This is a genomic window from Photobacterium sp. GSS17 (assembly GCF_028621875.1).
In the GTDB taxonomy this organism is placed as follows: domain Bacteria; phylum Pseudomonadota; class Gammaproteobacteria; order Enterobacterales; family Vibrionaceae; genus Photobacterium; species Photobacterium ganghwense.
Genome location: NZ_CP117518.1, coordinates 1209180 through 1232232 on the forward strand (window position 1 = coordinate 1209180; position 23053 = coordinate 1232232).

General features: G+C 49.7%; 21 protein-coding genes. 11 read left to right on the plus strand and 10 right to left on the minus strand.

Annotated features, from left to right (window positions below; translation table 11 throughout):
* Positions 1-23 precede the first annotated feature (23 nt).
* Entirely contained in the window at positions 24-1319 is a 1296-nt protein-coding gene (locus PGW97_RS21955) for an alpha/beta fold hydrolase (RefSeq protein ID WP_273859827.1), read from the plus strand.
* Between the two features lie 186 nt (positions 1320-1505).
* Here PGW97_RS21955 and PGW97_RS21960 read toward each other — a convergent pair whose 3' ends face one another.
* Positions 1506-2603 carry a YdcF family protein gene (locus tag PGW97_RS21960; protein ID WP_047886083.1) on the minus strand — a complete coding sequence of 366 codons (1098 nt, stop codon included), beginning with the start codon at positions 2601-2603 and terminating at the stop codon, positions 1506-1508.
* 327 nt (positions 2604-2930) lie between these two features.
* Positions 2931-3572, minus strand: a complete 642-nt coding sequence (gene leuE, locus PGW97_RS21965) for a leucine efflux protein LeuE (protein ID WP_047886084.1) — start codon at positions 3570-3572, stop codon at positions 2931-2933.
* A 295-nt stretch (positions 3573-3867) separates the two neighbouring features.
* On the opposite strand from leuE, the gene PGW97_RS21970 reads away from it, so the two are divergent.
* Positions 3868-4773 carry a LysR family transcriptional regulator gene (locus PGW97_RS21970; RefSeq protein ID WP_273859828.1) on the plus strand — a complete coding sequence of 302 codons (906 nt, stop codon included), beginning with the start codon at positions 3868-3870 and terminating at the stop codon, positions 4771-4773.
* Between the two features lie 89 nt (positions 4774-4862).
* Here PGW97_RS21970 and PGW97_RS21975 read toward each other — a convergent pair whose 3' ends face one another.
* The 6 genes from PGW97_RS21975 to PGW97_RS22000 form a co-directional block, all read right to left on the minus strand.
* A complete protein-coding gene (locus tag PGW97_RS21975; protein WP_273859829.1) occupies positions 4863-6770 on the minus strand; it encodes a TRAP transporter permease in 1908 nt (635 codons plus the stop codon).
* A gap of 15 nt (positions 6771-6785) precedes the next feature.
* Positions 6786-7724: a TAXI family TRAP transporter solute-binding subunit gene (locus tag PGW97_RS21980; RefSeq protein WP_047886087.1), complete on the minus strand. Its 939-nt coding sequence runs from the start codon at positions 7722-7724 to the stop codon at positions 6786-6788.
* A 575-nt stretch (positions 7725-8299) separates the two neighbouring features.
* Positions 8300-8737: a VOC family protein gene (locus tag PGW97_RS21985; RefSeq protein WP_273860646.1), complete on the minus strand. Its 438-nt coding sequence runs from the start codon at positions 8735-8737 to the stop codon at positions 8300-8302.
* A gap of 218 nt (positions 8738-8955) precedes the next feature.
* Positions 8956-9384, minus strand: coding sequence for a DMT family transporter (locus tag PGW97_RS21990; protein WP_273860647.1), 429 nt, complete (start codon positions 9382-9384; stop codon positions 8956-8958).
* 5 nt (positions 9385-9389) lie between these two features.
* Positions 9390-9902: a DMT family transporter gene (locus PGW97_RS21995; protein WP_217391282.1), complete on the minus strand. Its 513-nt coding sequence runs from the start codon at positions 9900-9902 to the stop codon at positions 9390-9392.
* 161 nt (positions 9903-10063) lie between these two features.
* Positions 10064-10273, minus strand: a complete 210-nt coding sequence (locus PGW97_RS22000) for a hypothetical protein (protein ID WP_273860671.1) — start codon at positions 10271-10273, stop codon at positions 10064-10066.
* On the opposite strand from PGW97_RS22000, the gene PGW97_RS22005 reads away from it, so the two are divergent.
* Positions 10259-10750, plus strand: coding sequence for a MarR family winged helix-turn-helix transcriptional regulator (locus PGW97_RS22005; RefSeq protein WP_047886090.1), 492 nt, complete (start codon positions 10259-10261; stop codon positions 10748-10750). The genes PGW97_RS22000 and PGW97_RS22005 overlap by 15 nt on opposite strands.
* 86 nt (positions 10751-10836) lie before the next feature.
* On the opposite strand, the gene PGW97_RS22010 is transcribed toward PGW97_RS22005, so the two are convergent.
* Positions 10837-11778, minus strand: a complete 942-nt coding sequence (locus PGW97_RS22010) for a LysR family transcriptional regulator (protein WP_047886091.1) — start codon at positions 11776-11778, stop codon at positions 10837-10839.
* A 114-nt stretch (positions 11779-11892) separates the two neighbouring features.
* On the opposite strand from PGW97_RS22010, the gene PGW97_RS22015 reads away from it, so the two are divergent.
* Genes PGW97_RS22015 through PGW97_RS22045 form a run of 7 tightly spaced genes read left to right on the plus strand, consistent with a single transcriptional unit; the run spans position 11893 to position 17949 of the window.
* A complete protein-coding gene (locus PGW97_RS22015; protein WP_047886092.1) occupies positions 11893-12375 on the plus strand; it encodes a TRAP transporter small permease in 483 nt (160 codons plus the stop codon).
* Positions 12376-12377: 2 nt separating this feature from the next.
* Complete coding sequence (locus tag PGW97_RS22020) at positions 12378-13676, plus strand: TRAP transporter large permease (RefSeq protein ID WP_047886093.1); 1299 nt, start codon at positions 12378-12380, stop codon at positions 13674-13676.
* A 17-nt stretch (positions 13677-13693) separates the two neighbouring features.
* The gene (gene dctP, locus PGW97_RS22025) at positions 13694-14719 is read left to right on the plus strand and encodes a TRAP transporter substrate-binding protein DctP (protein WP_273859830.1); all 1026 of its coding nucleotides are present in this window, start codon (positions 13694-13696) and stop codon (positions 14717-14719) included.
* A gap of 58 nt (positions 14720-14777) precedes the next feature.
* Positions 14778-15890, plus strand: coding sequence for an NAD(P)/FAD-dependent oxidoreductase (locus PGW97_RS22030; protein ID WP_273859831.1), 1113 nt, complete (start codon positions 14778-14780; stop codon positions 15888-15890).
* Positions 15859-16158, plus strand: coding sequence for a (2Fe-2S)-binding protein (locus PGW97_RS22035; RefSeq protein WP_047886095.1), 300 nt, complete (start codon positions 15859-15861; stop codon positions 16156-16158). The genes PGW97_RS22030 and PGW97_RS22035 overlap by 32 nt, the downstream gene beginning before the upstream one ends.
* A 17-nt stretch (positions 16159-16175) precedes the next feature.
* The gene (locus PGW97_RS22040) at positions 16176-17639 is read left to right on the plus strand and encodes an FAD/NAD(P)-dependent oxidoreductase (RefSeq protein ID WP_273859832.1); all 1464 of its coding nucleotides are present in this window, start codon (positions 16176-16178) and stop codon (positions 17637-17639) included.
* A complete protein-coding gene (locus PGW97_RS22045) occupies positions 17596-17949 on the plus strand; it encodes a RidA family protein (protein WP_047886097.1) in 354 nt (117 codons plus the stop codon). The genes PGW97_RS22040 and PGW97_RS22045 overlap by 44 nt, the downstream gene beginning before the upstream one ends.
* A 103-nt stretch (positions 17950-18052) precedes the next feature.
* Here PGW97_RS22045 and PGW97_RS22050 read toward each other — a convergent pair whose 3' ends face one another.
* On the minus strand, positions 18053-18955 hold the full coding sequence (locus PGW97_RS22050) for an N-acetyltransferase (RefSeq protein ID WP_273859833.1): 903 nt from the start codon (positions 18953-18955) through the stop codon (positions 18053-18055).
* A 473-nt stretch (positions 18956-19428) separates the two neighbouring features.
* Between PGW97_RS22050 and PGW97_RS22055 the strand changes: the two genes are divergently transcribed.
* Entirely contained in the window at positions 19429-23043 is a 3615-nt protein-coding gene (locus PGW97_RS22055; protein ID WP_273859834.1) for a VWA domain-containing protein, read from the plus strand.
* Positions 23044-23053: the final 10 nt, after the last annotated feature.

A 23053-nucleotide genomic window follows, 5' to 3' on the forward strand; every position in this document is an offset into this window, starting at 1 on the left:
TTCACAAGTAAAAGGAGAAACGCGTGCAAACTTCCTTCATTGATGGTGATTTACTCTATCGCCAGCACACTTTTGAGCTTCCACTCGATTACAATCAGCCACAAGGCCGCCGTATCTCAGTCTTTGCACGCGAGGTGGTTGATTTAGCGCGGCAGGATGCGGATTTACCGTGGCTGGTGTATTTGCAAGGTGGTCCGGGTTTTCCGTCTCCACGTCCTGACAGCCGATCTGGCTGGCTGAAACGTGCCCTGCAGGAATACCGGGTGCTGCTGTTGGATCAACGAGGTACCGGCAACAGTACGGTCATCAGCCACCAGACCCTGGCCCATCTGTCTGCACCAGATCAGGCCGAGTATTTGTCGCATTTTCGTGCTGACAATATTGTGCGCGACGCAGAAGCAATCCGTGAATCACTAGGCGTGAAACAGTGGGCGATTCTGGGACAAAGTTTTGGCGGATTCTGTTCACTGACCTATCTGTCATTTTATCCGCACAGCCTGAGCCGCGCGTACCTGACCGGTGGCGTGCCGTCTCTGAGCCGCCATGCTGATGATGTGTATCAGGCAACCTACCAACGTGTTCTGGATAAAAACAATGCCTTCTTCGCCCAGTTCCCACAAGCTCAAGAGCAGTGCCGAAAAATTGCCGATTTTCTGCTAAATAATGATGTTCGACTTCCTAACGGCCAGCGATTTACTGTTGAGCAGTTCCAGATGATTGGCATTAACCTTGGCCGCAGCCACGCCAATCTGCCCATGTACTACCTGCTAGAAGACGCGTTTGTCACAGCAAGCGGGCAAGAGACACTCAGCTATAGCTTCCTCAATGCTATGCTGGCAGAGCAGTCGTATCAGACCAATCCGATTTACGCGATTTTGCATGAGTCCATATATTGTCAGCAGAGCGCCTCAAACTGGTCTGCGCACCGTGTCCGGGACAGCTATCCGCAATTCCATTACGCGTCAGGCAAACCTTTCCTGTTTACCGGTGAGATGGTCTTTCCGTGGATGTTTGATCAGTTTGCCTGCCTAACACCGCTTAAAGATGCCGCCGCTATTCTGGCCACTAAGCAAGACTGGCCGGCTCTATATGATATTGAAGCTCTGGCAGAGAATACCGTCCCTGTCACCTGTGCGGTCTACGCTGAAGATATGTATGTAGAGATGGATTACTCGCTGGAAACCCTGCGCGGCATTCCAAACAGCAAAGCTTGGATCACCAACGAGTATGAGCACAACGGCCTGCGCCAGGACGGTGAAACCATTCTGAACAAGCTGATTGAAATGGGTAACGCTATCGAGAATCTGCCGCGCGAGTAAGCATCGCCAGGCTGAAAAATGCCCATATCTGTTCGATATGATCACTGACCTGATTCAGCTTAGGACTCGATTTCGAACGGTTCAGTGACATGAAAAAGGCCACCAACGTGGCCTTTTCTTCATTACAAGTTATTCAATAGATCTTTCTTCGCTGTATCCCTCTCCACCAGCTTTAGCCCGTTTCGATCAACGTGACTCCAGGGGGTAAGAACGATAACTCCACATACCGTAGGTACGAAGCGCATCTCGGTAGATGCCCAACAATTCACTATCACTGGCTTTCGCCAACTCTTTCAGCGGCTTGTCCGGATAAGCAACGGTATCAAATGTGATTCCCTGAGGGCCCGTTTGCCAGCTTGCGATCTCAAACAGCGCCTGGCCACGACGCACATGGCTGGCTGAGCTGATGATAGTTGCGTGCTTAATACCATGCCGTGCCAGTGCATAGCTGCTAAACAGGGCATTATCCACTGTGCTGGTGGCGTAGTTTTCCTCGATTAGACGGTCTTTGCTAACGCCTTTAGCAATCAGCCAGTCTGCCATCAACTTACCTTCGGTTTTATGATTTTTCGGTACCCCGCCCGTCAGCACAATCAGCGCGTCCGGGTTAGCTTTTGCCATCGCTAAAGTCGTTTCCAGACGTTCAATCAGAATTTGATGCATTGAACCGTCAGGGTTCAGCGCATAGCCTAAAGTCACAATGGCACCTTTATCTTTAAGTACGCCACTTTCAGCCTTCTCTTTAAGCGGTGTATCCAGAATGCGGTCAACCGTTGAAAAAATACGCTCAATGTCCGCTGCTCTGCCAGCATTCAGTTTGGTCAACGTTTTCATGTGCGCTTTCGTTGCTGCATCGTTGCCTTTGTATCGCTGCCATACCGCTAAGTACGCATGTAAATCAACATCATCCGGCGCAACCGTCAGTGCTTGTTCAAACAACTCAATCGCTCTGTCGACATTTTTGTTATAGATCTGAGCATTTGCCGCTGAGATCAACAGGTCGGTGCGGTACGGCTCTAAGGCATATGCCTCCAACAAACGGTCTGTGACTATTTCCATGTTACTTGGCATTTTTGCGGTAAAACCCGCATGAGAAATCCGCGCCGGAGATTTAAACGCCGTTACCGCGTCTTCCAGTAACTGATCAACAACCTGCCGTTTCGTTACAAACTGGGCATGCTCAACAGTAGCTTGAACGGCTGAAGAATTCTCTGCCAGTACAACTGGGGCGGCGCTTAATGCGATGACACTACCAAGGGCCAGGGCGATAATGTTCTTTTTCATGAAGAAATCCTACGGGGGAGAAAAATACGACTTATGTCTCTTGTTTTTTTGCAGTCTATATTTAGAAAACGAAAAAACTGTGACAAAGAGCAAATGCCACCGTATCGCCACCCATTAATTATTAAAAATATCAATTTGCATCACAAAATAAGAGTGCAGACACATCGTAGAACAACAGTAAATTAACGATGAGAAATAACGGTCAACCTCCCTTTTTAACGACCTTCACGCCATACCTTGCAATAAAAAACGGCCACCAGGGCCGTTAGATTTTTTAATTTATAAGGTTGAGCAGAACAGGCTGCCGGTTTAAGCGAATCAGAACCGCTAGCTTAAACTCGCCAAACGTGCAGCAAATCCGACAAACAACAGCCCCAGCAGGCTATTACCCAGTTTCGACAACGACTGATTATTACGAAACACCTGAGTCAGTGATGAACCGAGGAAAATCAAAAAGCTCAGATAAACAATGCTGAACACTTGTAAAATAGCCGCAAGGATAAGGTAAGAAATCCACGTGTGTTCATAGGTGTAGTCAATGAACTGAATAAAAAACGACACATAGAAAAGAATCGCCTTGGGATTGGTCAAACTCAACGTCAGTGCTTTACCAAACACATTTTCCCGTTTTACCGGCAGCGCTTCCCCTTGTTGCGCAACATTTCGGTTAAACCAATAGTGATGGATTAATTTGATTCCCAAATACAGCAGGTATGCCGCACCCAAATAACGAATAACGGTGAAAAGAACGGGTGATGCCTGAATCAGCGAAGCAATGCCAAGATAAGACAGAAGAATCAGTATTGCATCACCAACAAGCACAGCCGAAGCCGCCTTATAACCGGATTTTACGCCATACGTTGAGCTCGATTTCAACACATACAAAGAGTTTGGGCCGGGGGCGAGAATAATCATGGTCAATCCCGCTAAATAAGTCCAAATATTGATAACGCCAAACGCTTCTAACATGCTCCCTCACCTACAAAAAACAAACAATCCGATAACGGATTTGTATCGCAAATGCTGCTTAAAGTCTATCCATTATATGGACAAGGTATTCTTTCTTGATGGGCAAGCCAGTCAAGCTTGCTTGAGCGCTTTTTCGAAGCTCGTGATCGTGGCTCTGCCGAGCATCAAACTGAAACTGTGATCATATTCCGGTCTTCACTCTTTCGGACTTCGTAATATTGAATTGCTGTTGCAACCCGTTTTAAAAAAGTTAGATTGGTATCTCTATTCTCATTTGTGGTTAGCATTCAAACAAATGGATATTAAGCGCCTGCAGTACTTTGTTGCCCTGGTAAAAAACGGTAACTTCACCAAAACGGCGGCTCAACTGGATATTGCTCAGTCGGCACTCAGTGTCAGCATGCAAAAACTGGAGAAAGAGACCGGCCTGAAACTGATCAACCGAAACAAACGGCAGGTTCAGTTAACCTCCGATGGTCGTCGTTTGCTGTTTCATGCCCGTCGAATTCTGGAAGATGTTGAACAGGCAGAGTTGGAAATTGAAGAACTGAAAGGGTTGGAACGCGGAGAAATCCATTTTGGCGTTTCGGCAATGCTGGGCTCTTATTTCCTGCCGGCAGCTTTGTCTGCCTTTAGTCAGAAATACCCCAACATTCGCATTCATGTGCAGGAGCATGGTACCGCCACGCTCGAAACGATGCTGCTGGACGGTGAACTGGATCTTGCGTTTGTCCGGACCGACAAACCCGTAGAACAACTCAGGTATGTCGCACTGTGTCCGGAAGAGATCATGGCCTGTGTGAGCGAAGACCACTCGTTTGCCCAACTCTCGAGTATTACGCTGGAGCAATTCTGTCAGCAGCCACTGATATTGTTCCGGGAAGGATATTTTCTGCGTGAAGCCGTCAGCCGTTACTGTCGAAAGTATCATGTTAAGCCCGACCTTCGCTTTGAAACCAACCTGATTGAACTTGCCAAAGATCTGGTCAGAAACTCTGTTGGAATCAGCACTTGCCTGAATCTGATCATCAGTGACAACGACCCGTTAGTCTGTGTCCCCTTCAATCCCGCCATCAAAGTCGAGTTTGGTATCGGCTGGAAAAGTAGCCATTATTTATCGCAGGCCGCCCGTACCTTTATGGCATTCATGGAAGAGTGGTATCACAAACACCCTTCTCGTCCTGCGGCAATCAGGGCATAACCCTCACCATTAAAAATGCCCCGCAGCATTACCTGTCCGGGGCACTTTCATTACACATTTAGGCACACACCGCCATTCAACGTGACCGCTTACCCCTGACTCACTTTCAAAGCCTGACGGCGTGGCAGAATCTGATTGAGTAGCGTCAGAACCGCAATGCCCACGCAGGCTACGATGTTGACCAGGTCGTAATCGAGAAATGCTAAGGCTAATGCACAAACAAACAGAATGCCGCGCGACAACCATGACAGCGGATTGAACAGGCGTCCTTCAATACTCCCGGCAAACGCAACGATCAACCCCAGTGTATAAACCACCGAAAGAACAAAGGCTCCTGTGGAAAAATCGTTGAACCAGACAAGATGCCCGTGTGCCATCATCACCGGAATCAAAAAGAATCCCTGCGCCAGTTTCATGGCTTGCACGGCTGATTTCATCGGGGAAGCATTGGCGATACCCGCACCAGCAAAAGCGGCAAGGGCAATAGGCGGCGTGATATTGGATGTCTGAGACAACCAGAACACTATCATATGTGCGGCAAGCAAACTCACACCCAAGTCCATCAGCGCCGGGACAGCCATCACTGACAGCACGATATAGGCCGCAGTCACAGGAAGTCCCATCCCCAGAATCAACGCCGCCAGCGCGATAAGCCCCATCACAGACCACAGTTGGTTACCGGACATCGCCAGTAAGAACTGGGTAAACTGCAGACCAATCCCCGTCTGGCCAATCACACCAACAATAATCCCCGCACAGGCACAGGCTACCGAAATCGGCAAAGCCATCAGCGCCCCTTCCTTCATCCCCTGGAGGATCAGCGGAAGCGTGACTCGGGTGGATTTACGTACCATCGCTGCAGCCAGGATCGACGCACATCCGGCAATCCCCACTAACACCGGCGAGTAGCTCATCATCAGCAGAATAGTGATAAAAATCAGCGGTGCCAGGAAATGCCAGCCACGCACCAGTACCGTTTTGATTTTTTCGGTCTGTGTCATGCCCTGCAGCCCAAGCTTACACGCCATCAGGTGGATATAGAGCAAAGATGACAAGAAATACAGGGCTGCCGGTACGATGGAAACCAGCAAAATGTCCGAGTAAGCGATACCGGTAAACTGGGCCATCACAAATGCCCCGGCGCCCATCACAGGCGGCATAATCTGCCCGCCCGTTGAGGCGGCGGCTTCAATACCGGCGGCCTGCTCTGGCTTGTACCCCAGCTTTTTCATCATCGGGATGGTAAGCGAACCGGTTGTCACCGTATTGGCAATGGCAGAACCGGAAATTGATCCCAGTGCAGCGGAAGCCAGCACGCTGGCTTTGGCGGGACCACCCCGGTATTTACCGGCCAGAGCAAAGGCACAATCAATAAAAAACTGACCCGCGCCCGATACCTGTAAAAATGCCCCAAACAATACAAACGTGAACACTACGCCGGCAGCAATACCGAGCGGTGCACCGTAAACACCATTCGTGGAAAAGATATGAAAACGAATCATCTCTTCAATGCTGAAGCTTTTACTGGCAATGGCGTCCGGCAGCAAGGAACCAAATAGCGCATACAGAATGAACAAGATTGCCAGGCAGGACATGACCGCACCAACTGTACGCCGGGTCGCTTCCAGCAGGGCAAGCAGGATGATGACTCCGGCCACTTTGTCACTGGACGATAAGCCATCCAGCAAAAAGCTCATGTCGTCATAATCAAACACACTAATATGCCAGGTCGCCCAGATGGTCAGCACAATACAGGCCAAATCCGCCAGTCGACCAGACAGATACAGGCCCGTGTGGTGCCGTTGATGAAAAGCCGGTTTAACCAGAAAAATCAAAACCAGCACCCAACTGATATGAATTGGGCGAAATATCGGTGCCGCCAGTGTAGCGGTTACACCCTGCCAGATTTGGAAAGCCGACAATGCCACGGCAGCGACGGCGGCTAACCCAATCAGCCGCTCAGTCACCAGAACATTCCAGTTTCTACTCTTACTCATTCCCTGCTCTGCCTTTTATTCGTTGTGCTGCAACTGCTCTTGAAAATATTTCTTCGAGCCGGGATGCAATGGAACCTGGCTTAACTGATTCATATTTTCGACTGTGGTGAATTTGGCAACACTCAGGGCGTTGTTGAGCGCTTTTGAGTTTTCAAAGATCACTTTAGTCATGTCATAGGCCAACTTATCATCCATACGCTGATTCACCACCAGCACGTTCCACACCGCAGGAGCTGTAAACTCGCCGACCCCGTTATACACACCCGGTTGAATCGTTACGGACTGATAAGCAGGCAGGGATTTGGAAATGGTGGCCATATCCTGATCCGTGAAATTCAGAATTCGGATATCCCGGGTTAACGCCAATTCCGTGATCGCTCCTAAACCGGAACTGCCGACAAAAACACCCGCATCAATCTGGCCATTCGCAAGCGCTTCTGTGGTCGCAGAAAAGTTCAGTGACTGCACCGTCATACTGGATTCATCAACTCCCAACGCCGCCAAAATGCTTCTTGCGCTCACTCGGGTACCCGAACCCGGTGCGCCCAGAGAAACTTTTTTCCCTTTCAGATCGGCAAGGGTATGAATGTCCGAATCTGCCGGAACGACAAACTGAACCACATTCGGGTACAGGGCTGTTAAAACCGCGACGTCCAATTTTCTCGGAAATGGCTTTTCACCGTTCTGGGCCTGAATAACGACATCTCCCATGGCGAAGCCCACCAGTTGCTTGTCCTGCACCACTTTAATGGTGTTTTCCACTGAAGCAGCCGTGACCTCTACCCGCATATTAAAATCCGGCAGATTTTCACTCCACAGTTTTGCCAGTAGGCCACCATAAGGGTAATACGTACCGCTCTGGCTACCGGTTCCAATCGTGAAATTTTCAGCATGAGCCATGTTCATTACGCCACACAGGCCCAGTGCCACCAGCGTTTTTATTGTTTTTTTCATTCTATCCTCACGTTATTGATCTGCATCAAACCCCAAATTCTTTACACATTATTAACCAACGTGCAATCTATCATCATGGCTTTTGAGAACCCTCTTAATAAACTCGGTGCAATAAAATCTGCAAAATGCCTCTTTCAATACGCTAAACAGATAATAAAAATCGATTTTGTGGATAATCCGGCTCAAAATGGCATGCAAGAAAATACCTAATTCACACCACTCACCTTTATACTAGGTAAACATTTTCACAACTTGTCGTCCCCCTGAGCACCATCAGCGATTGGTTATTAACAACTCAGCGCAAATCTCAGTCATATATAGATCCAGCGGAGAAAATGTGTCGTGTATGAAAAAATCAGGGGAAATAAAGGGGGAAATAGCCTTTGTGGAAAAATACTGTTCGGGGATAAAAATATATCGAGGAAAAAAGCGGAATGAATAACAATACGGAAAACGTTTAATCGACTGACAAAAGCAAAAAAGCAAAATAACAAAGCAAGACTTTCCCGTTTAAAAGTCCGTCTCGTCATGACTAAGTGGGAAGTGAAAGTATTCCCTAAGCTATTCCCCCTGCGTTACTCAATCACCAACCTGCCGTCTTCATGAAACTGCCAGAAATCGGCGTAAGCGACTTCCCAAATATGACCATCGGGATCAGAAAAATAACCACTGTAGCCACCCCAAAATACGTCCTGAGCCGACTTTATGATTGCACCGCCAGCTTGTTTTGCTTGCTCCAGAACAGCATCAACCTCTTCTCTGCTGCGAGTATTGTGTGCGAGAGTCACGCCACTAAAACTACCTGCTGGGTGCTGTAACACCAGATTTTCCGAAATATCCTCAGCCAGTTTATCGAAGGGATAGAGCGCCAGACAAACGCCCCCCGTCTGAAAAAATATAATGCCTTTCTCTGGTTGGCCAGATGTCGGAAAACCTAAACCATCATGGTAGAAACGGTAGGATCGCTCCAGATCCTCCACTCCCAGCGTGACGATACTGATCCTTGGCTCCATCCTAATGCTTGATTCCATCATCGACTCCTGGCAGCTGCGTAAAAAGTGCTCTCAAAGTGAGCGATAAAGCGCCCCAAAAAATTAGCCTTGGACGCGTCTTTACAGTGTAAAACCCTATTTGGGCTCTTGCTTGTTTTCCTCTTTCTCGTTTTGATTGACCTGACGCGTGCTCGTTTGCAGCCAGCTCAAAAATCTTTATTGAGCTGATGTTTTTGCGGCTATGACTTTTTCCGTGTCAGGTAAATACCAGCTAACACGAGCACTACCCCGGCGATTTTCATACCGCCCGGCATCTGTTGAGCTGAAACCCAGTCCAGCGTCACCGCTGAAATCATTTGTCCGCCAATAACCAGAATCGCTGCATTCATCGCGCCCAATTTAGGGAAAATATAGCTGCTCACAGCCACAAACAACGCGCCAAATACGCCACCTAAAAAAGCATGCGGTGGTAAATCTGCCACTGTCCACTGCGTCCACTGCCATCCGGCCAGCACTGTCAAAAAAACCGTCAGGACACTGAATCCGATCACATGATTCCAGAGTGAGGCTTTAAAAGCGCCTGTTGATACACTCAGCTGACCATTAATAGTACGTGCGGTACCAATCAGGATGCCGTTCAATAATGCAATAACCATAAGACTTAACATGTCTGTCACCCAAATAAAATCAAGACACTGCCCAGCAAAACAAGGGCCACGATCAGTAAATCCGACCCACCAATTTGTCTTTGCCGCGTTCTGAGTAATCCAAAGTGATCGGCGACCATACCAAACACAATCTGCCCGACCAAACCCAGAGAAATTGTCGCTGATAACGTCAGTCCCCCATTGATAGCGGTTGCCGCCAATATGACCGTAAACGCCCCCGGAATACCGCCGAGGTAAAACCAAATCGGTACTTTAGCCGTTTGCGATGTATGGGCTTGGTTTTCTTCACTCTGTCGCGGCGTTTTGCTGCGCTGCAGTACCAACCACATCATCACAAGCGCAACGGCAGCACCGACGCCATGTGCCACCCAAGATGCAAACATCGGGCTACTGGTTTGCGCGAGTTGGCTGTTGGTTTCTATCATCAACGTCAGCAATCCCCCTCCGATCAGCGCTAAGGCGATTGTGCCGACTGATTTCGCCAGTTTGGTATCGGCTGCCTGATTTATCTGTTCCATACTTTTTCCGCACGCTTCATGTAAAAACACCTTTAAACCAATCATCTACCTATGACACCACTTCCGGAGATACCCTTACAGTAAGTATCTCTAACTAGATGTATCTTTCAAAAAAGATATCTGCATGTTAGGTTTCAGTCTTAAATTCATCAAGTATCTTTTTAGAAAAGTACTTTTTCTTGAGGGAAATAATGGTGCTGATAATAAAAATGGGGTGTTGAGAGCAAAAAGGCGTGAGGGCTGATAACCATTTGACCACCTGCGTGGCGCAACCTCTCAACATCGAAAGCGGTGCTGGCGTTTAGCTCATCAATTAAGTATCTTTCTAATGAGTAATTACTGTGTGAGACGATAAATTGAATAACGATCATGTAGATAGAGTGCTACAGCAGTGGCAGGCCTGTCGTCCGGATCTCGATTGTTCACCAATGGGCATCATTGGTCGCATGAGCCGCATGCAGCGCCTGATAGAAAAGCAGCTGATAGCGGTTTTCAAACAACACAACCTGAATTCAATTGAGTTTGATATTCTGGCGACCCTAAGAAGAAGCCAGGTTCCGCTGACCCCTACCGATTTGTACCAGACATTGATGCTGTCTTCGGGAGCCATGAGTACCCGCATTGAACATCTGGTTCAGCGAGGCCTCATCCATCGTCAGGCCAGCGATCAGGATCGTCGCAGTTGTACCATCACCCTGACAGATGAAGGGATGGATGTGATCAATAAAGCGGTCGAAGCGCACGTCGCCAATGAGCATGCGTTGCTTAAGCCATTGAGCAAAGAAGAGCAAGATCAGCTGGCAGATCTGATGCGCCGCTGGTTGCTGAGCAACGAAAACGGGTTATAAATTTACTGAAGAAACGGAGCTGAGAGCTCCGTTTTTGTTTGTCCGAGAGATAACCACTGCCTGCATATTTCCTCGGACTCGCTTGCTTAAGCTCGACTTGAAAAACGATGCGTGGGCTCAATAAACTTTTCCAGTCCAGCATGGATATTTTCCACAAACGCTTGCGCAAGGCGGGACAAGGGCTTGTGCGACGGTGTAATGATCGCATGCTCGAAAATAACCTCCGGAATAAAAGGCCTGAACACCACATCTCCATGACCGGATTTGCTGATGGTATAACTGGCAGCACTCATCGGATCACAAATGGAACAACATAACTGGTGTTCCACAAACTCAAACCCTGAGATGTAATTCTGTAGTTCAAAGCGGGGATAATAACGAGCCCCGTTTTCGTCAAACAAGAAGCGCACCAGTTCGCTGGTCGGATGCTGAGAGAAAAGCGTCGCCAGCGGCACATTATCGAGATCTTTGGGTGTGATGACCTTTTTCTGAGCCAGCGGATCATTTTTGTGTATCGCGCACACCCCTTTGAGCCGAATAGGCTCAACATTGATGGAATCACGCTCCTTCGGCATTTCCGCATAACCGATATCATACTGCTGCGAAGCGACCCAATCGTGCACGATCATCGAGCTTCGCATCATCATGGAGACATTGACATGAGGCCGGTCTTTGACGAAATCAGCAATCACATGCGGCATGAAATACAGTGATGCTGCCGGCATACAAGCAACCCGCAGGCTTCCCCGCGACAGATTTTTCACCTCTGCCATCAACTGCGATGCGCGCGTCAGGCGTTCCAGAATCGCTTCGGTCTCTTCCAGCAGGAAATAGGCTTCCGGTTTGGGAATCAGCCGCCCCTTGTTACGCTCGAATAGCTTAAAACCCAGCTCATTCTCCAGGCTCACCAACATGGCGCTGACAGCAGGCTGCGTCCGGCACAATGCGCGAGCGGCGACCGACACAGACCCCGAGCGCATAACAGTTCTGAATGTTTCCAATTGCTTAACGGACAAATTGGTATCCATACCTCACCCTATAAGAAAAAATTATGGAATCAGAGAAATTTTAAATTTGTTTCTATTGGTTGTCAGCATTAAATTAACAACGTATTCACAAAAGCAACAATAAGGAAATGTGCTGTGGAGCGATTGTTCAGATACCTGCTAACCGGACTAATGGGCATTGTAGCCCTCTCTCAGTTCGTTCAGGTGGTAACCCGATACATCTTCGAAGTGCCAATCATGGGACTGGAAGAAACCATCATCATCCCCACCCTGTGGCTTTACATGCTGGGGGCCGTGAATGCCTCGCGGGAAGATACCCAGATCCGAGCCAATGTGCTGGAGATCTTCATCAAAACCGAGCGAGGCCACACCATTCTGGCTCTGATCGGCGAAGTGATCAGCTTTGTGATTTCTCTCTGGCTCACCTACTGGGCGTGGGATTATTTCAAATATGCCCTGCGAGTATGGAAGGAAAGCCCGACCCTTTATATCCCAACGTTTTTCCATGAGTGCTCGTTGTTTCTTGGCCTGCTGCTGATTTCCGGCTTTATCGGGCTTCACATTATCAGACTGGTTCGTCAGTTGACGTCCCCTCACTATTCCGTGGAGAAAGCATAACAATGGTTGAAGTTGCACTGTTTGCAGTAGGAGCACTGGTACTCCTGCTCACTATCGGCGTTCCATTGCCGTTCTGCTTCGGCGGCGCCCTGATGATCATGACCTATTTCGGCGATATCTCGATGAAAGGCAACATGATGTGGGGAACCGGCCAGCTTACCAACCCTATCCTACTGGCTATCCCGTTATTCGTGCTGGCTGGCACGATCATGAGTCAAAGTGGTATCGCGGCCAGTTTGTTACGGTTTGTGAATGTGTTTGTCGGGCACATCCGAGGCGGGCTGGGTATTGTCGCCTCAGTCAGCTGCGCCATCATCGGTGCCATTTCCGGCAGTGGCCTGACCGGGGTTGCCGCGATCGGCCCGCTGCTGATTCCTGAGATGGAAAAACGCGGCTACCCTCGCGCTTATGCGACTGCGCTAATCGCGAACTCGTCGATTCTTGGCCTGCTGATCCCTCCCAGCGTCACCATGATTGTGTACGGCTGGGTTACCGATACGTCCATCCTGGCCTGCTTTCTGGCCACGCTGGGACCAGGCCTGCTGGTGACGTTCAACTTTGCGGTGATCAACCTCCTGATGGCGCGCAAGTTCCCGCTGGTTCTGGAAGAGAAGCTACCTTTCGGCGACATGCTTAAAGAAGCATCATCGCGCACGGTTCACGCCATCCCGGCGTTGCTGATGCCGGTCATCATTCTGGGTGGTATTTACGGCGGGATCATGACACCCACAGAAGCCGCAGCCGTGGCCGTGATTTACGCGGTACCCGTCGGTTTCATGATCTACAAAGGGCTGAACTGGAAATCGCTGCTGGCATCGGGCAAAGAATCGGCCACGGCAGTCGGTTCCATCATGTTCATGATTCTGTTCAGCCTGATCCTGAGCCAGATGTTTGTTGTGGAAAATGTGCCTCAGGAGCTGGTTGATACCATCTTCGGTATCACAGAAAACAAAGCACTGCTGCTGATTTTCATTAACATCCTGCTGTTTTTGGTCGGCATGGTCGTCAATGACATCACCGCCATCATTTTGATTGCGCCTCTGCTGCTTCCGCTGATGACTGCGATTGGCATCAGCCCGATTCAGTTCGCAGCCATCATGGGGGTTAATACCGCGATGGGCGGCGTGACACCGCCTTATGCTTCGATTCTGTACCTTGGTGCCCGCATCGGTAATGTGAAATTCGCCGAAGTGGTTGGCCCGGCAATGATGCTGATTCTATTCGGCTACTTACCAGTGGTGGTCCTGACTTCCTTCTGGTCTGACTTATCACTCTTCCTGCCAACCCTGTTTGGCTACTGATAATAAGGAAATTGATTATGAAATTGACAGGCAAGTTTACTCACAACATGACACTGAAGAAGATCGCCCAGGCTCTGCTGCTTGCTGCTGCTACCCTGAGCGTCCTACCGGCAACGGCTGCCACATTAAAAATCAGCCATGTCCGTCCGCAAGGGACCGTCATCGATAACGACATCAAACGCATGGGCGAAGAAATTAACACCGCCACTGACGGCGACGTGAAACTGCGCATCTATGCGGCCAACGCGCTGGGTGATTACACCTTGGTGCAGGAGCGCATTTCGGTCGGGGCAATCGACATGGCTGTTCAACCGGCATCCACAGCAACAGACCGTCGCATGCAACTGGGTTTACTGCCATATCTGGCCACCAACTGGGAAGAAGCACAGAAAATTTATGGCGATGGTGCGCCGGTTCGTGAAGCGATGGAAGAGCTGTTTACCCATCAGGATATCACTCTGCTGGCTGCCTACCCGGTCTATTTTGGTGGTATATCACTCAACCGTGATGCCGTCGAACCGGGCCAGCCAGATGTCAGTAAAGGCATTAAACTGCGCGTTCCGCCAATCAAGAGCTTTCAGCTGCTGGCTGACAATGTCGGCTACATCGGCTCGCCACTCCCCTTTTCGGAAGCCTTTACCGCGGTTCAGACCGGTGTAGTGGATGGCGTAATTGGCTCCGGTGCGGAAGGGTATTACGCATCATTCCGCGATGTCACGAAGACCTATATTCCGCTCAACACCCACTTTGAAATCTGGTATCTGATGATCAACAGCGAACGATTCCATGATCTGTCTGACAAAGAGCAGGCAGCACTGAAAGCAGCCGCGGCCAATTTCGAGCAGCGTCGCTGGCAGCAGGCGGAGCAAGATCAAATCGCTAATGAGAAAAAACTGGCAGATAACGGCGCGCAAATCATTCAGGTGACACCACAACAGCTTGCTCAGACGTCAGACAAAGTACGTCGTACCGTCTGGCCTGAGATCCTGAACGATATCGGTGCCGAGTGGAGTCAGGCCATCGTTGATAAAGCCCTGAACTAATCCCTCCCTAGTTGCGGAGGGCCTCTCCTCCGCAACACTCAGACATAAGAGATATTTCATGAAACCGGAATATACCATTATCGGCGGCGGTATCGTGGGCTGTGCGGTGGCTTTTGGCTTGCTGAAAGCCGGTCATCAGGTCACCGTTCTGGACGGAGGCGACAGCGATCACCGGGCTTCCCGCGGCAATTTTGGCCTGGTGTGGCTCTCCTGCAAAGGGCTGGATGCGCCACATTATGCCGCCTGGACCCGTCGCTCGGTCGGCATGTGGAAAAATCTGGCTGCCGAGCTGGCAGACATCAGCGGTATCGACGTCAAGCTTGTACAGAACGGCGGTTACGACTTCCACTTCAGTGAAGCTGAAATGCTGGCGCGCGCCGCCCAGTACGAGAACATCCGCGCGGCCCTTGGGTCCGACCATCCTTACGAAGTGTGGGATCGTGAGCGGTTGATTCAAGAGGAGCCGGAAATCGGTCCAGACGTCATTGGTGCCATTTTTGGTGCAGAAGACGGCCACGTAAATCCGCTCAAGCTCCTGCATGCTTATACCCAGGCGATCCTGACATTAGGCGGCAGGCTCATCACCAAGGTGCAGGTGGAGCACATCACACAGAATGCCGATGGCCGTTACGTGGCGCAGCTCACTGACGGTCGCGAATACATGAGTGACAAACTGGTGCTCTGCGCAGGTTTAGGGGCAGCCACGCTCGGCCCGCAACTTGGCTTTCAGGCACCGGTTACCCCGCAAAAAGGTCAGGTTCTGATCACCGAAAAACTGCCGCCACGGCTCAAACGGGCGTCAGGACTGATCAGGCAGGTTGACGAAGGTGGGATTCAGATTGGGGACTCCAAAGAGAACGTCGGCTTCGACGAGGAAGACACCCTGGATATCACGGCCGCCATCGCTGAGCGTGCGATCGCCATTTATCCGTTTCTGGCCCAAACCAAGCTGATCCGCAGCTGGGGGGCATTAAGGATTATTTCTCCGGATGGGCTGCCGATTTATGAGCAGTCAGCATCCCATCCCGGTGCTTATCTGGTGAGCTGCCACAGTGGCATTACCCTCGCCGCAGCCCACAGTTACCTCTTACCACAGTGGCTGGAAAATGAAGCCAGCCACCCTGACCTGGAGCTATTCAGTGAAAAACGATTCCAGCTTTGTGAGGCTTGATGGTGCCTCTAACTCCTCTTCTAAGGTTGTTTTTTACTGGGAAGGCGAGGAAATTCGAGCGAACAAGGGCGATACCATTGCTGCGGCGTTGCTGGTCGCAGGGATACGCTCAACCCGCACCACACCGGCAACCCAGTCAGCCAGAGCCCCCTTCTGCATGATGGGGAGCTGCTTTGAATGCCGTGTTGAGGTGGATGGCGAGCAAAACGTTCAGGGATGTATGCGTCTGGTTGAGCCCGGCATTCAGGTAAAACGCCAGCGGTACTAGGCCAAAAGGGAAAAATTATGCGTAATGTCGATGTTTGTATTATTGGCGCAGGCCCGGCCGGTATGGTCGCCGCAACGGAATGCGCGAAAGCAGGTGCCAGCGTAGTATTGCTGGATGAGCAGCCCCGTCCGGGCGGGCAGATTTACCGGGCGATTTCAACCCAAGGACACCCGATGGGGGATGTACTGGGTCCGGACTATCTGCATGGCAGCACGCTGCTACAAGCATTCAGTGAAGTACAACTGGACTACATCAATGAGGCGACTATCTGGCGCGTTGATCCGGACAGAACGGTGTACTGGAGCCGTCGGGGCAAAAGTGAAAAGCTCCACGCCAGGCGAATTATTATCGCTACCGGGGCAATCGAACGCAGCTTTGCATTCCCCGGCTGGACACTACCCGGGGTGATGACAGCCGGTGCCAGCCAGATTCTGCTCAAAACGTCAGGAATCGCCCCTAAAAATGCCGTAATGGTCGGTACCGGACCGTTGCTGTATTTGCTTGCAGGGCAGTTGATTAATGCCGGTGCCACCCCCGCGGCCATTGTCGATACTCAATTGCCGACCAGCTATCTGAAGGCCAGCCGCTATCTGGCCAACGCGTTGTTTGGTCACCAGTATATCGTGAAAGGTCTTAAACTCCTTAAGCAGATCAAACAAGCCGGGATACCGCATTATACGCAAGCGAACGATATCCGGGCTGACGGCGGTGAGCAGCTGGAACAACTGACATTTAACATCAAGGGCAAAGCACATACCCTAACGACATCAACAGTGCTGAGCCATATCGGTGTCATTCCGAATGTCCAACTGACCCGCTCTATGGGAATCGACCACGAGTGGGATTCTCAGCAACGCTGCTGGAAGCCGACTCTCGACGAAACCTTGAATACTTCCCTGGCGGGCATTGCCGTTGCGGGTGATGGCTGTGGTATAGGTGGGGCAAAAGTGGCTGAAAAACAAGGCCATTTGGTTGCAATCGACGCCTTGCATGCGCTAGGCTACCTCCCTTCTGAACGGTGGCAGCAAGAAACGCAGCGCCTTATTTTGGCAATTCGAAAAGAACTGGCCATTCGTCCTTTCCTGGATACGTTATATTCGCCTCCTCAACAGGCGCTGACGCCAGAAGACAGCACAATTGTCTGTCGGTGTGAGGAAGTGACAGCCGGGGACATTCGTAAGATGGCCAGAAATCACTGCAACGGCATCAATCAGGTCAAAGCCTTAACCCGCTGCGGAATGGGCCCCTGTCAGGGACGCTACTGTGGCTCAACAGTGGCGGAAATCATGGCGGCAGAAACCGGTAAAGAGCCTGCTCTGGTAGGATATTACCGGATTCGCCATCCGATAAAGCCCCTGAAACTTGGCGAATTAGCCAGCCTGGCACCATCAGAAAAATCTTATATTCAGCCCTACAGAAAAGTGAAGGAACAACATAATGACAATTATTCAACGAAAGCACACGAATCAGCGCATGAGTAAGATCGTGATCCACAATGACACTGTCTACTTGTGTGGCCAGGTAGGTGTTGCGGGTACCAGTGTTGCCGAGCAAACGGCAGAAGCACTACGCCGGGTTGAAGCGCTGCTGATTGAAGCCGGCTCTGACCGCAAACATGTGCTGCAAACAACCGTATGGCTGGCCGATATGAACGATTTCGCCGAAATGAATGCAGTGTGGGATGAGTGGTTCGAAGAAGGCTACCAGCCGGCTAGAGCTTGTGGCGAAGCCAAACTGGCACGCCCTGAGCTGAAAGTTGAACTGCTGGTTACAGCCGCCGTCATCAAATAAGACCGCCTTTTGCGTTCAGAATCGCAGGGTTAAACGCCAAGGCGTTTTCTTACAGCACCCAAATAGGGCCAGATGGCCCTATTTTCTTACTTTCCCTACCACTTTATGAACGGGCCCATACGGTACGAATCGTCTTAGTCGTGAACCCGGCAGCCTTACAATTTCGACTACTAATGGTGTCCGGCATAACATCGGTGAGAAAATGCGTGACTTTAGCCGCTTTGGCATCCTGAATGCGAGCATGCAGTAATGCGGTTTGACATCCCTTGCCCCGATAAGCTTCCTGCGTATACGCATTCGCGAAAATCGCGACACGACGATCACTCTCTTTCCTGATGTTCAAAACCGTATCTGATTTAGCCTCAGCTCCTGTCTCTCGTGCAATAATGACAGTATCATCCAGTTTATCACTGACGGGAGAACAACGACTCATGCCATTATCGACCAGGTATGACGTTGCCCAGGCACAGGGCTGGTCATCATAAAAGGCGACAAAGCAACGAAATTGCTCAGTACAGTAGTACCGCCGTTTTTCTTCCCAGACAGTCTCGCTGCACTCCACACCGGCTGTTTGCAATAAAGCCAGAAAATCATCCACTTTTTCACACTCCCACCGCTCAACCCTGATTTCCTGTTTTATTGGCGAAGCCTGGTAACTCTCTGCCCTCATTGCGAGAAACTCATGCGAGTAGGCTGGCACAAAACGGTGTTTCATGAGGCATTGAGAAAGAGAAAAATCCGTTGCCGCGGGTTCAATACTGATTTCAGGCGAAAGATGGTCAGGATACAACCCAAGCACCTCTTCAATATCTGATTCAGCGCATTTCTGATGAATAACCACGTGATTATCGTAGCGGCGGGTCGGATCAATATAAGCCGTCATTCCCGGTTTTCGTAGCAGTGTCAACTGGCTGGGCCGGCTCGTAGATAAGGTGCGTGTATTGTTGAAACAAAAATATGAGGTCAATGCGTGATTAAACCATCCATGGGTATCTGTAGCCGTCATTCCTTCTCCAATAGAATCTTCACATACTATTTATACCTTTCAGCGAACCGCATGATGGCACAATAAGCAACTAAATGGGTATGGTTTTTGTTCCAAGGCAGCCAACATTGATTCAGTGACAGGCATTATTCCGCCACTTAACGACTGCTCAAAGCTCAAATTTCAAGTTGGTATAAAGATCACACTGAAGAGTCAATAATCGTGCCTAAAACGCATACTATTGAGCAACAATGTAATCCTTTGCATTTCAAATCAAACATTAAGCACAAATTATTGATAGGTCACATCAATAACAGAGAGTTATGACCAACATACATCACAATAAAAAGAGAAACGATGTAACAAATGCGCGTTTTTTTACTTGCTCGCCTGTTGATTGCAATTTTTCGCAAATATGCAGTTAACTGCCTATAAAAAGATACCTATATTTCCTCTCTGATTTTTCAGTCATACCTATATCAGAGGAAGATAACGTGAAGCACCCCTACCTGTTACCCTTGAGCTTGTTCATTGCTCCGGCAACGATGGCTCAGGTTGAATACTTATCGCCAACTTACCTTGAAGCTGTATCCAAAGATCTGGCAGCTATGAACCAGACCGCCATAGCGAAAAGTATCGCTGTCAGCCGCAGTGCAGGCATCGCTACACCAAGTCAGGTAACGATCACCGAGATCAATGCTCACTCTTTCCCAACAGTAAGCGGCTTCTTCAGTGTACGAGACAGTGAAGGTGAACATGTATCTGGCCTAACTTCCTCTGACTTAGCATTAGCGATTACTCACCCAGCACTGACAGAGCGACAGACTCCTTTAGACATTTTTGTCAGCGAAATCGGTTCCACCTCGACGAAAGCTGACATTGCTTTTGTCATCGATTCGACGGGTTCCATGAGTGGTGAAATTAATACAGTAATTGCCAATATCCGTGAATTTGTGGATGCACTGGCCGCTGCCGATATTGATTACCGACTGGCCGGGTTCTCGTTTGGTGATGAAGTTCCTTACCGCAAGAAAATCAGCTTTACCAACAATGCCGATGCATTTAAAAACTGGGTATCGTCCCTTGTCGCTCATGGTGGTTCAGACTGGCCGGAAAACCCGCTGGACTCGATTATCTCAGCTGGTTCAGAGTTAAGCTGGCGGGCTGATGCGCAGCAAATAATCATGCTCATAACCGATGCCCCGGCTCATGTGGCGGGTGACGGCGGCGACAGTGATACAACGGCAACGTTTTCACTGGCTGCCCTCTCAACCCAGCAACAAGCCGTTTACTACTCATCCCCTGAGTCACAATATCTCTCTCTTGGCACCAGTCTGAACTGGCCTTTCAATGGCGATGTTCTGCTGTCACAACTCGGTGATGCCGTTCGCAGCAGCTATCAATTCAGCTTTACCGATCCTGTTGGTCTGCACGACGGACTGACCCGCCAAATGATTATTCATCCTAATGGTCAACCTCTGATCCGCGATCAGGCTCCTTATACCCCGGATCTGAAAACAGGGCGTTTTCCGTTAGTTGTGATGAATAATGATCCGGAACCTCGGGCAATTGCATCGGCTCAAGTCACCGTGACGGACAAAGATGGTAACAGCACCACTTACATCAGCGATGGTACCGGAACTGTGGATATTGAATTGACCGGGGATCAGACCTATCAAATCACCGCTGGATTGACCGGTTTTTACGCACCGCAGGAAATGACCGTCACAACCACAGTCAACGACAGTGGTGACATTGATATCAGCGTTGAGGAACTCTCATTCAACCTGGCTCTGTTAACTGTGGCTGAAATCAAAGCCAGCGTGAGTAAACGACTCAATCAAATAAAAGCCTTTGGACCCGCGCTTATCAGCAATGCGCCATTTGAGGCTGAAGCCAATACGGCTTTAAACTGGATTTCAACCATTCCGGATCACTCCGACGAGCTTGGTGATGGCCCTTCCGATGCCCAGCAAGAAGGGTTAAAACGCATGGATATTGCAACCCAAGCCGTTCATAAATCGAACCAGTACATTGAAAATGATGTCAAGATTATCGGTGGCAGCCTGGCGAAAATCGTCATGACCTTCCTTGACCTCAACTCTACTTTCACAAAAATTGAAGAGCAGCTCAGAACTGTGGCCGGCAAGCTGGATCCTGCCGCAGCAGACTGGGCTATCATTCGCTGGACTTATAGCCAGGTCAAAGAGTTACTCGAGATAACAGCATCCAGTCTGGGACAACTCACGAAAAATCTCAGTAACTTACTACTTGATGTTGTGAAAATGAACCTTGAAGAACAACATCATGGCCTGGTGACGGAGCTGAAAACCTTACTGGCTGTCGCAACCACCAATCCTAATTTACCTCTGATTGAAAACATGGCACAGCAAGCCGCACTCGACTTACTGATTCCTATCTACGCCAATGGTGCAGATACGAAGTTTGAGAAATCAATCGGGGTTCACTCGAACATCACGACATCCCTGACGGCAGACGCACTGGCTTACCGACTCAATCAGGCTAACCAGTCGCTGAATCAGATGCTTAAGCAAGCGGAAGCCGTCAAATCCACCTTAGCGAATACCAGTAAACTCAGTGATATTATTGGCGTTATTGGTGGAGCTGTCAGTTCCATCGACAGCACGCTGGATATCCTGCCAGCCAGCATCGCAAATACCATTCCTGCTTTGGCTACCGTGAAAACAGCCCTCAGCGCCTTGGATAAAGGTTTGAAGGTGGGTGATATCACGGTTTCCGCGACTAACTCTGCTGTCGCGTCTTCACATTTCCTTGTGCTGGATTCACAGATTGAGAATGTCATTGAGCGAACTTCCGACGGCGCAGACTCTTCGATCAGCCCTTACCGTGCGATGAGCCGAACTTCGTTCGCTTTTGCTGACAAAAAACTGGAGCAGTTAAACACTCAGCTCACGACGAAATCGATCCCGGTAACCAGTGCCACACTCGATGAACACTTCATTCAGGCTAATCAGTTGCTGAGCGATGGCAAGCTAGACGCATTCTTTGATTACTACATCAACAGCCTCACGCCGGCGGTCGACAATGACCAACAAAATATTTCTGCCATGATGGCATACATCATCAGTGCCGATCAGCTGGAAAGGCAGTATGGCAGACCGGGTAACTGGGATGCACTACGCACGGATGCACTCACTGCTGCCATTAATCTGAAAATACAAGCGATCAGTAATAAACTGGCTATCGCTGCCACCTTGCTGGAGTTAGGTACCTCTGATCCGGCTCAGGAAAAAGCACTGACCGCTCAACTGTCAGAAGCACTGACTCACTGGCAAGCAGAGAGCACCATTTTGACCGCTAAAGTGGCAGAAGCTCGTTTAAGAGCCGATGGCTTTACCTCTAATGAAGGGCTGTTCACCATTGATAAAGTCAACGTCAGTAGCCAGCCTGAAAATGGGCATACCCTGTTTACTGTTACTGTCTCCCTGGAAAACATCGGGGACACTAATGCCAACGCGGTAACCCCAAGCATTGTGGCGAATACACTGACTTTCATCAGCCATTCAGCCCAAGACAGCAGTACTGACTACGCAAACGGTGAGAGCTATCAACACACCTTCGTTTATTCGAATGAGAACAATCCAGAGCTGGATAAACACAGCCTGGATATCACACTCACGCAAAACTTTACCAACGAAGTGGTCACCGACAACAAAGTGGTATTTGCCTATTTGCCGACGATCGACAGTGACAAAGATGGGATCCCTGATCATATCGAAAATCAGTACGGCTTCGATCCTCAAGACGCGACCGATGGTTACAAAGATCATGACAATGACGGTGTGAACAGCTCTACAGAATACCAGCTAGGTCTGGACCCTCTAAAAGACTTCTCAACCGGCTCAGACAAAGCGGATTTTGACGTTTATCTATCGATGCTTATTCCTGGAAATGGCCTGGCCGGGGATGTTAACCAGGACGCTACAGTCGACACCCTAGACTATGACCATCTAGTTGAGATGTATGGTCAGAGTACTCAGGCAAATCCGAAGCTGATTCTTGGTGACTTTAACCGGAATGGAAAAATTGATCTGTTCGATCTGACTATTGTTAAAAAATCGATGTAATTTAAGGGGA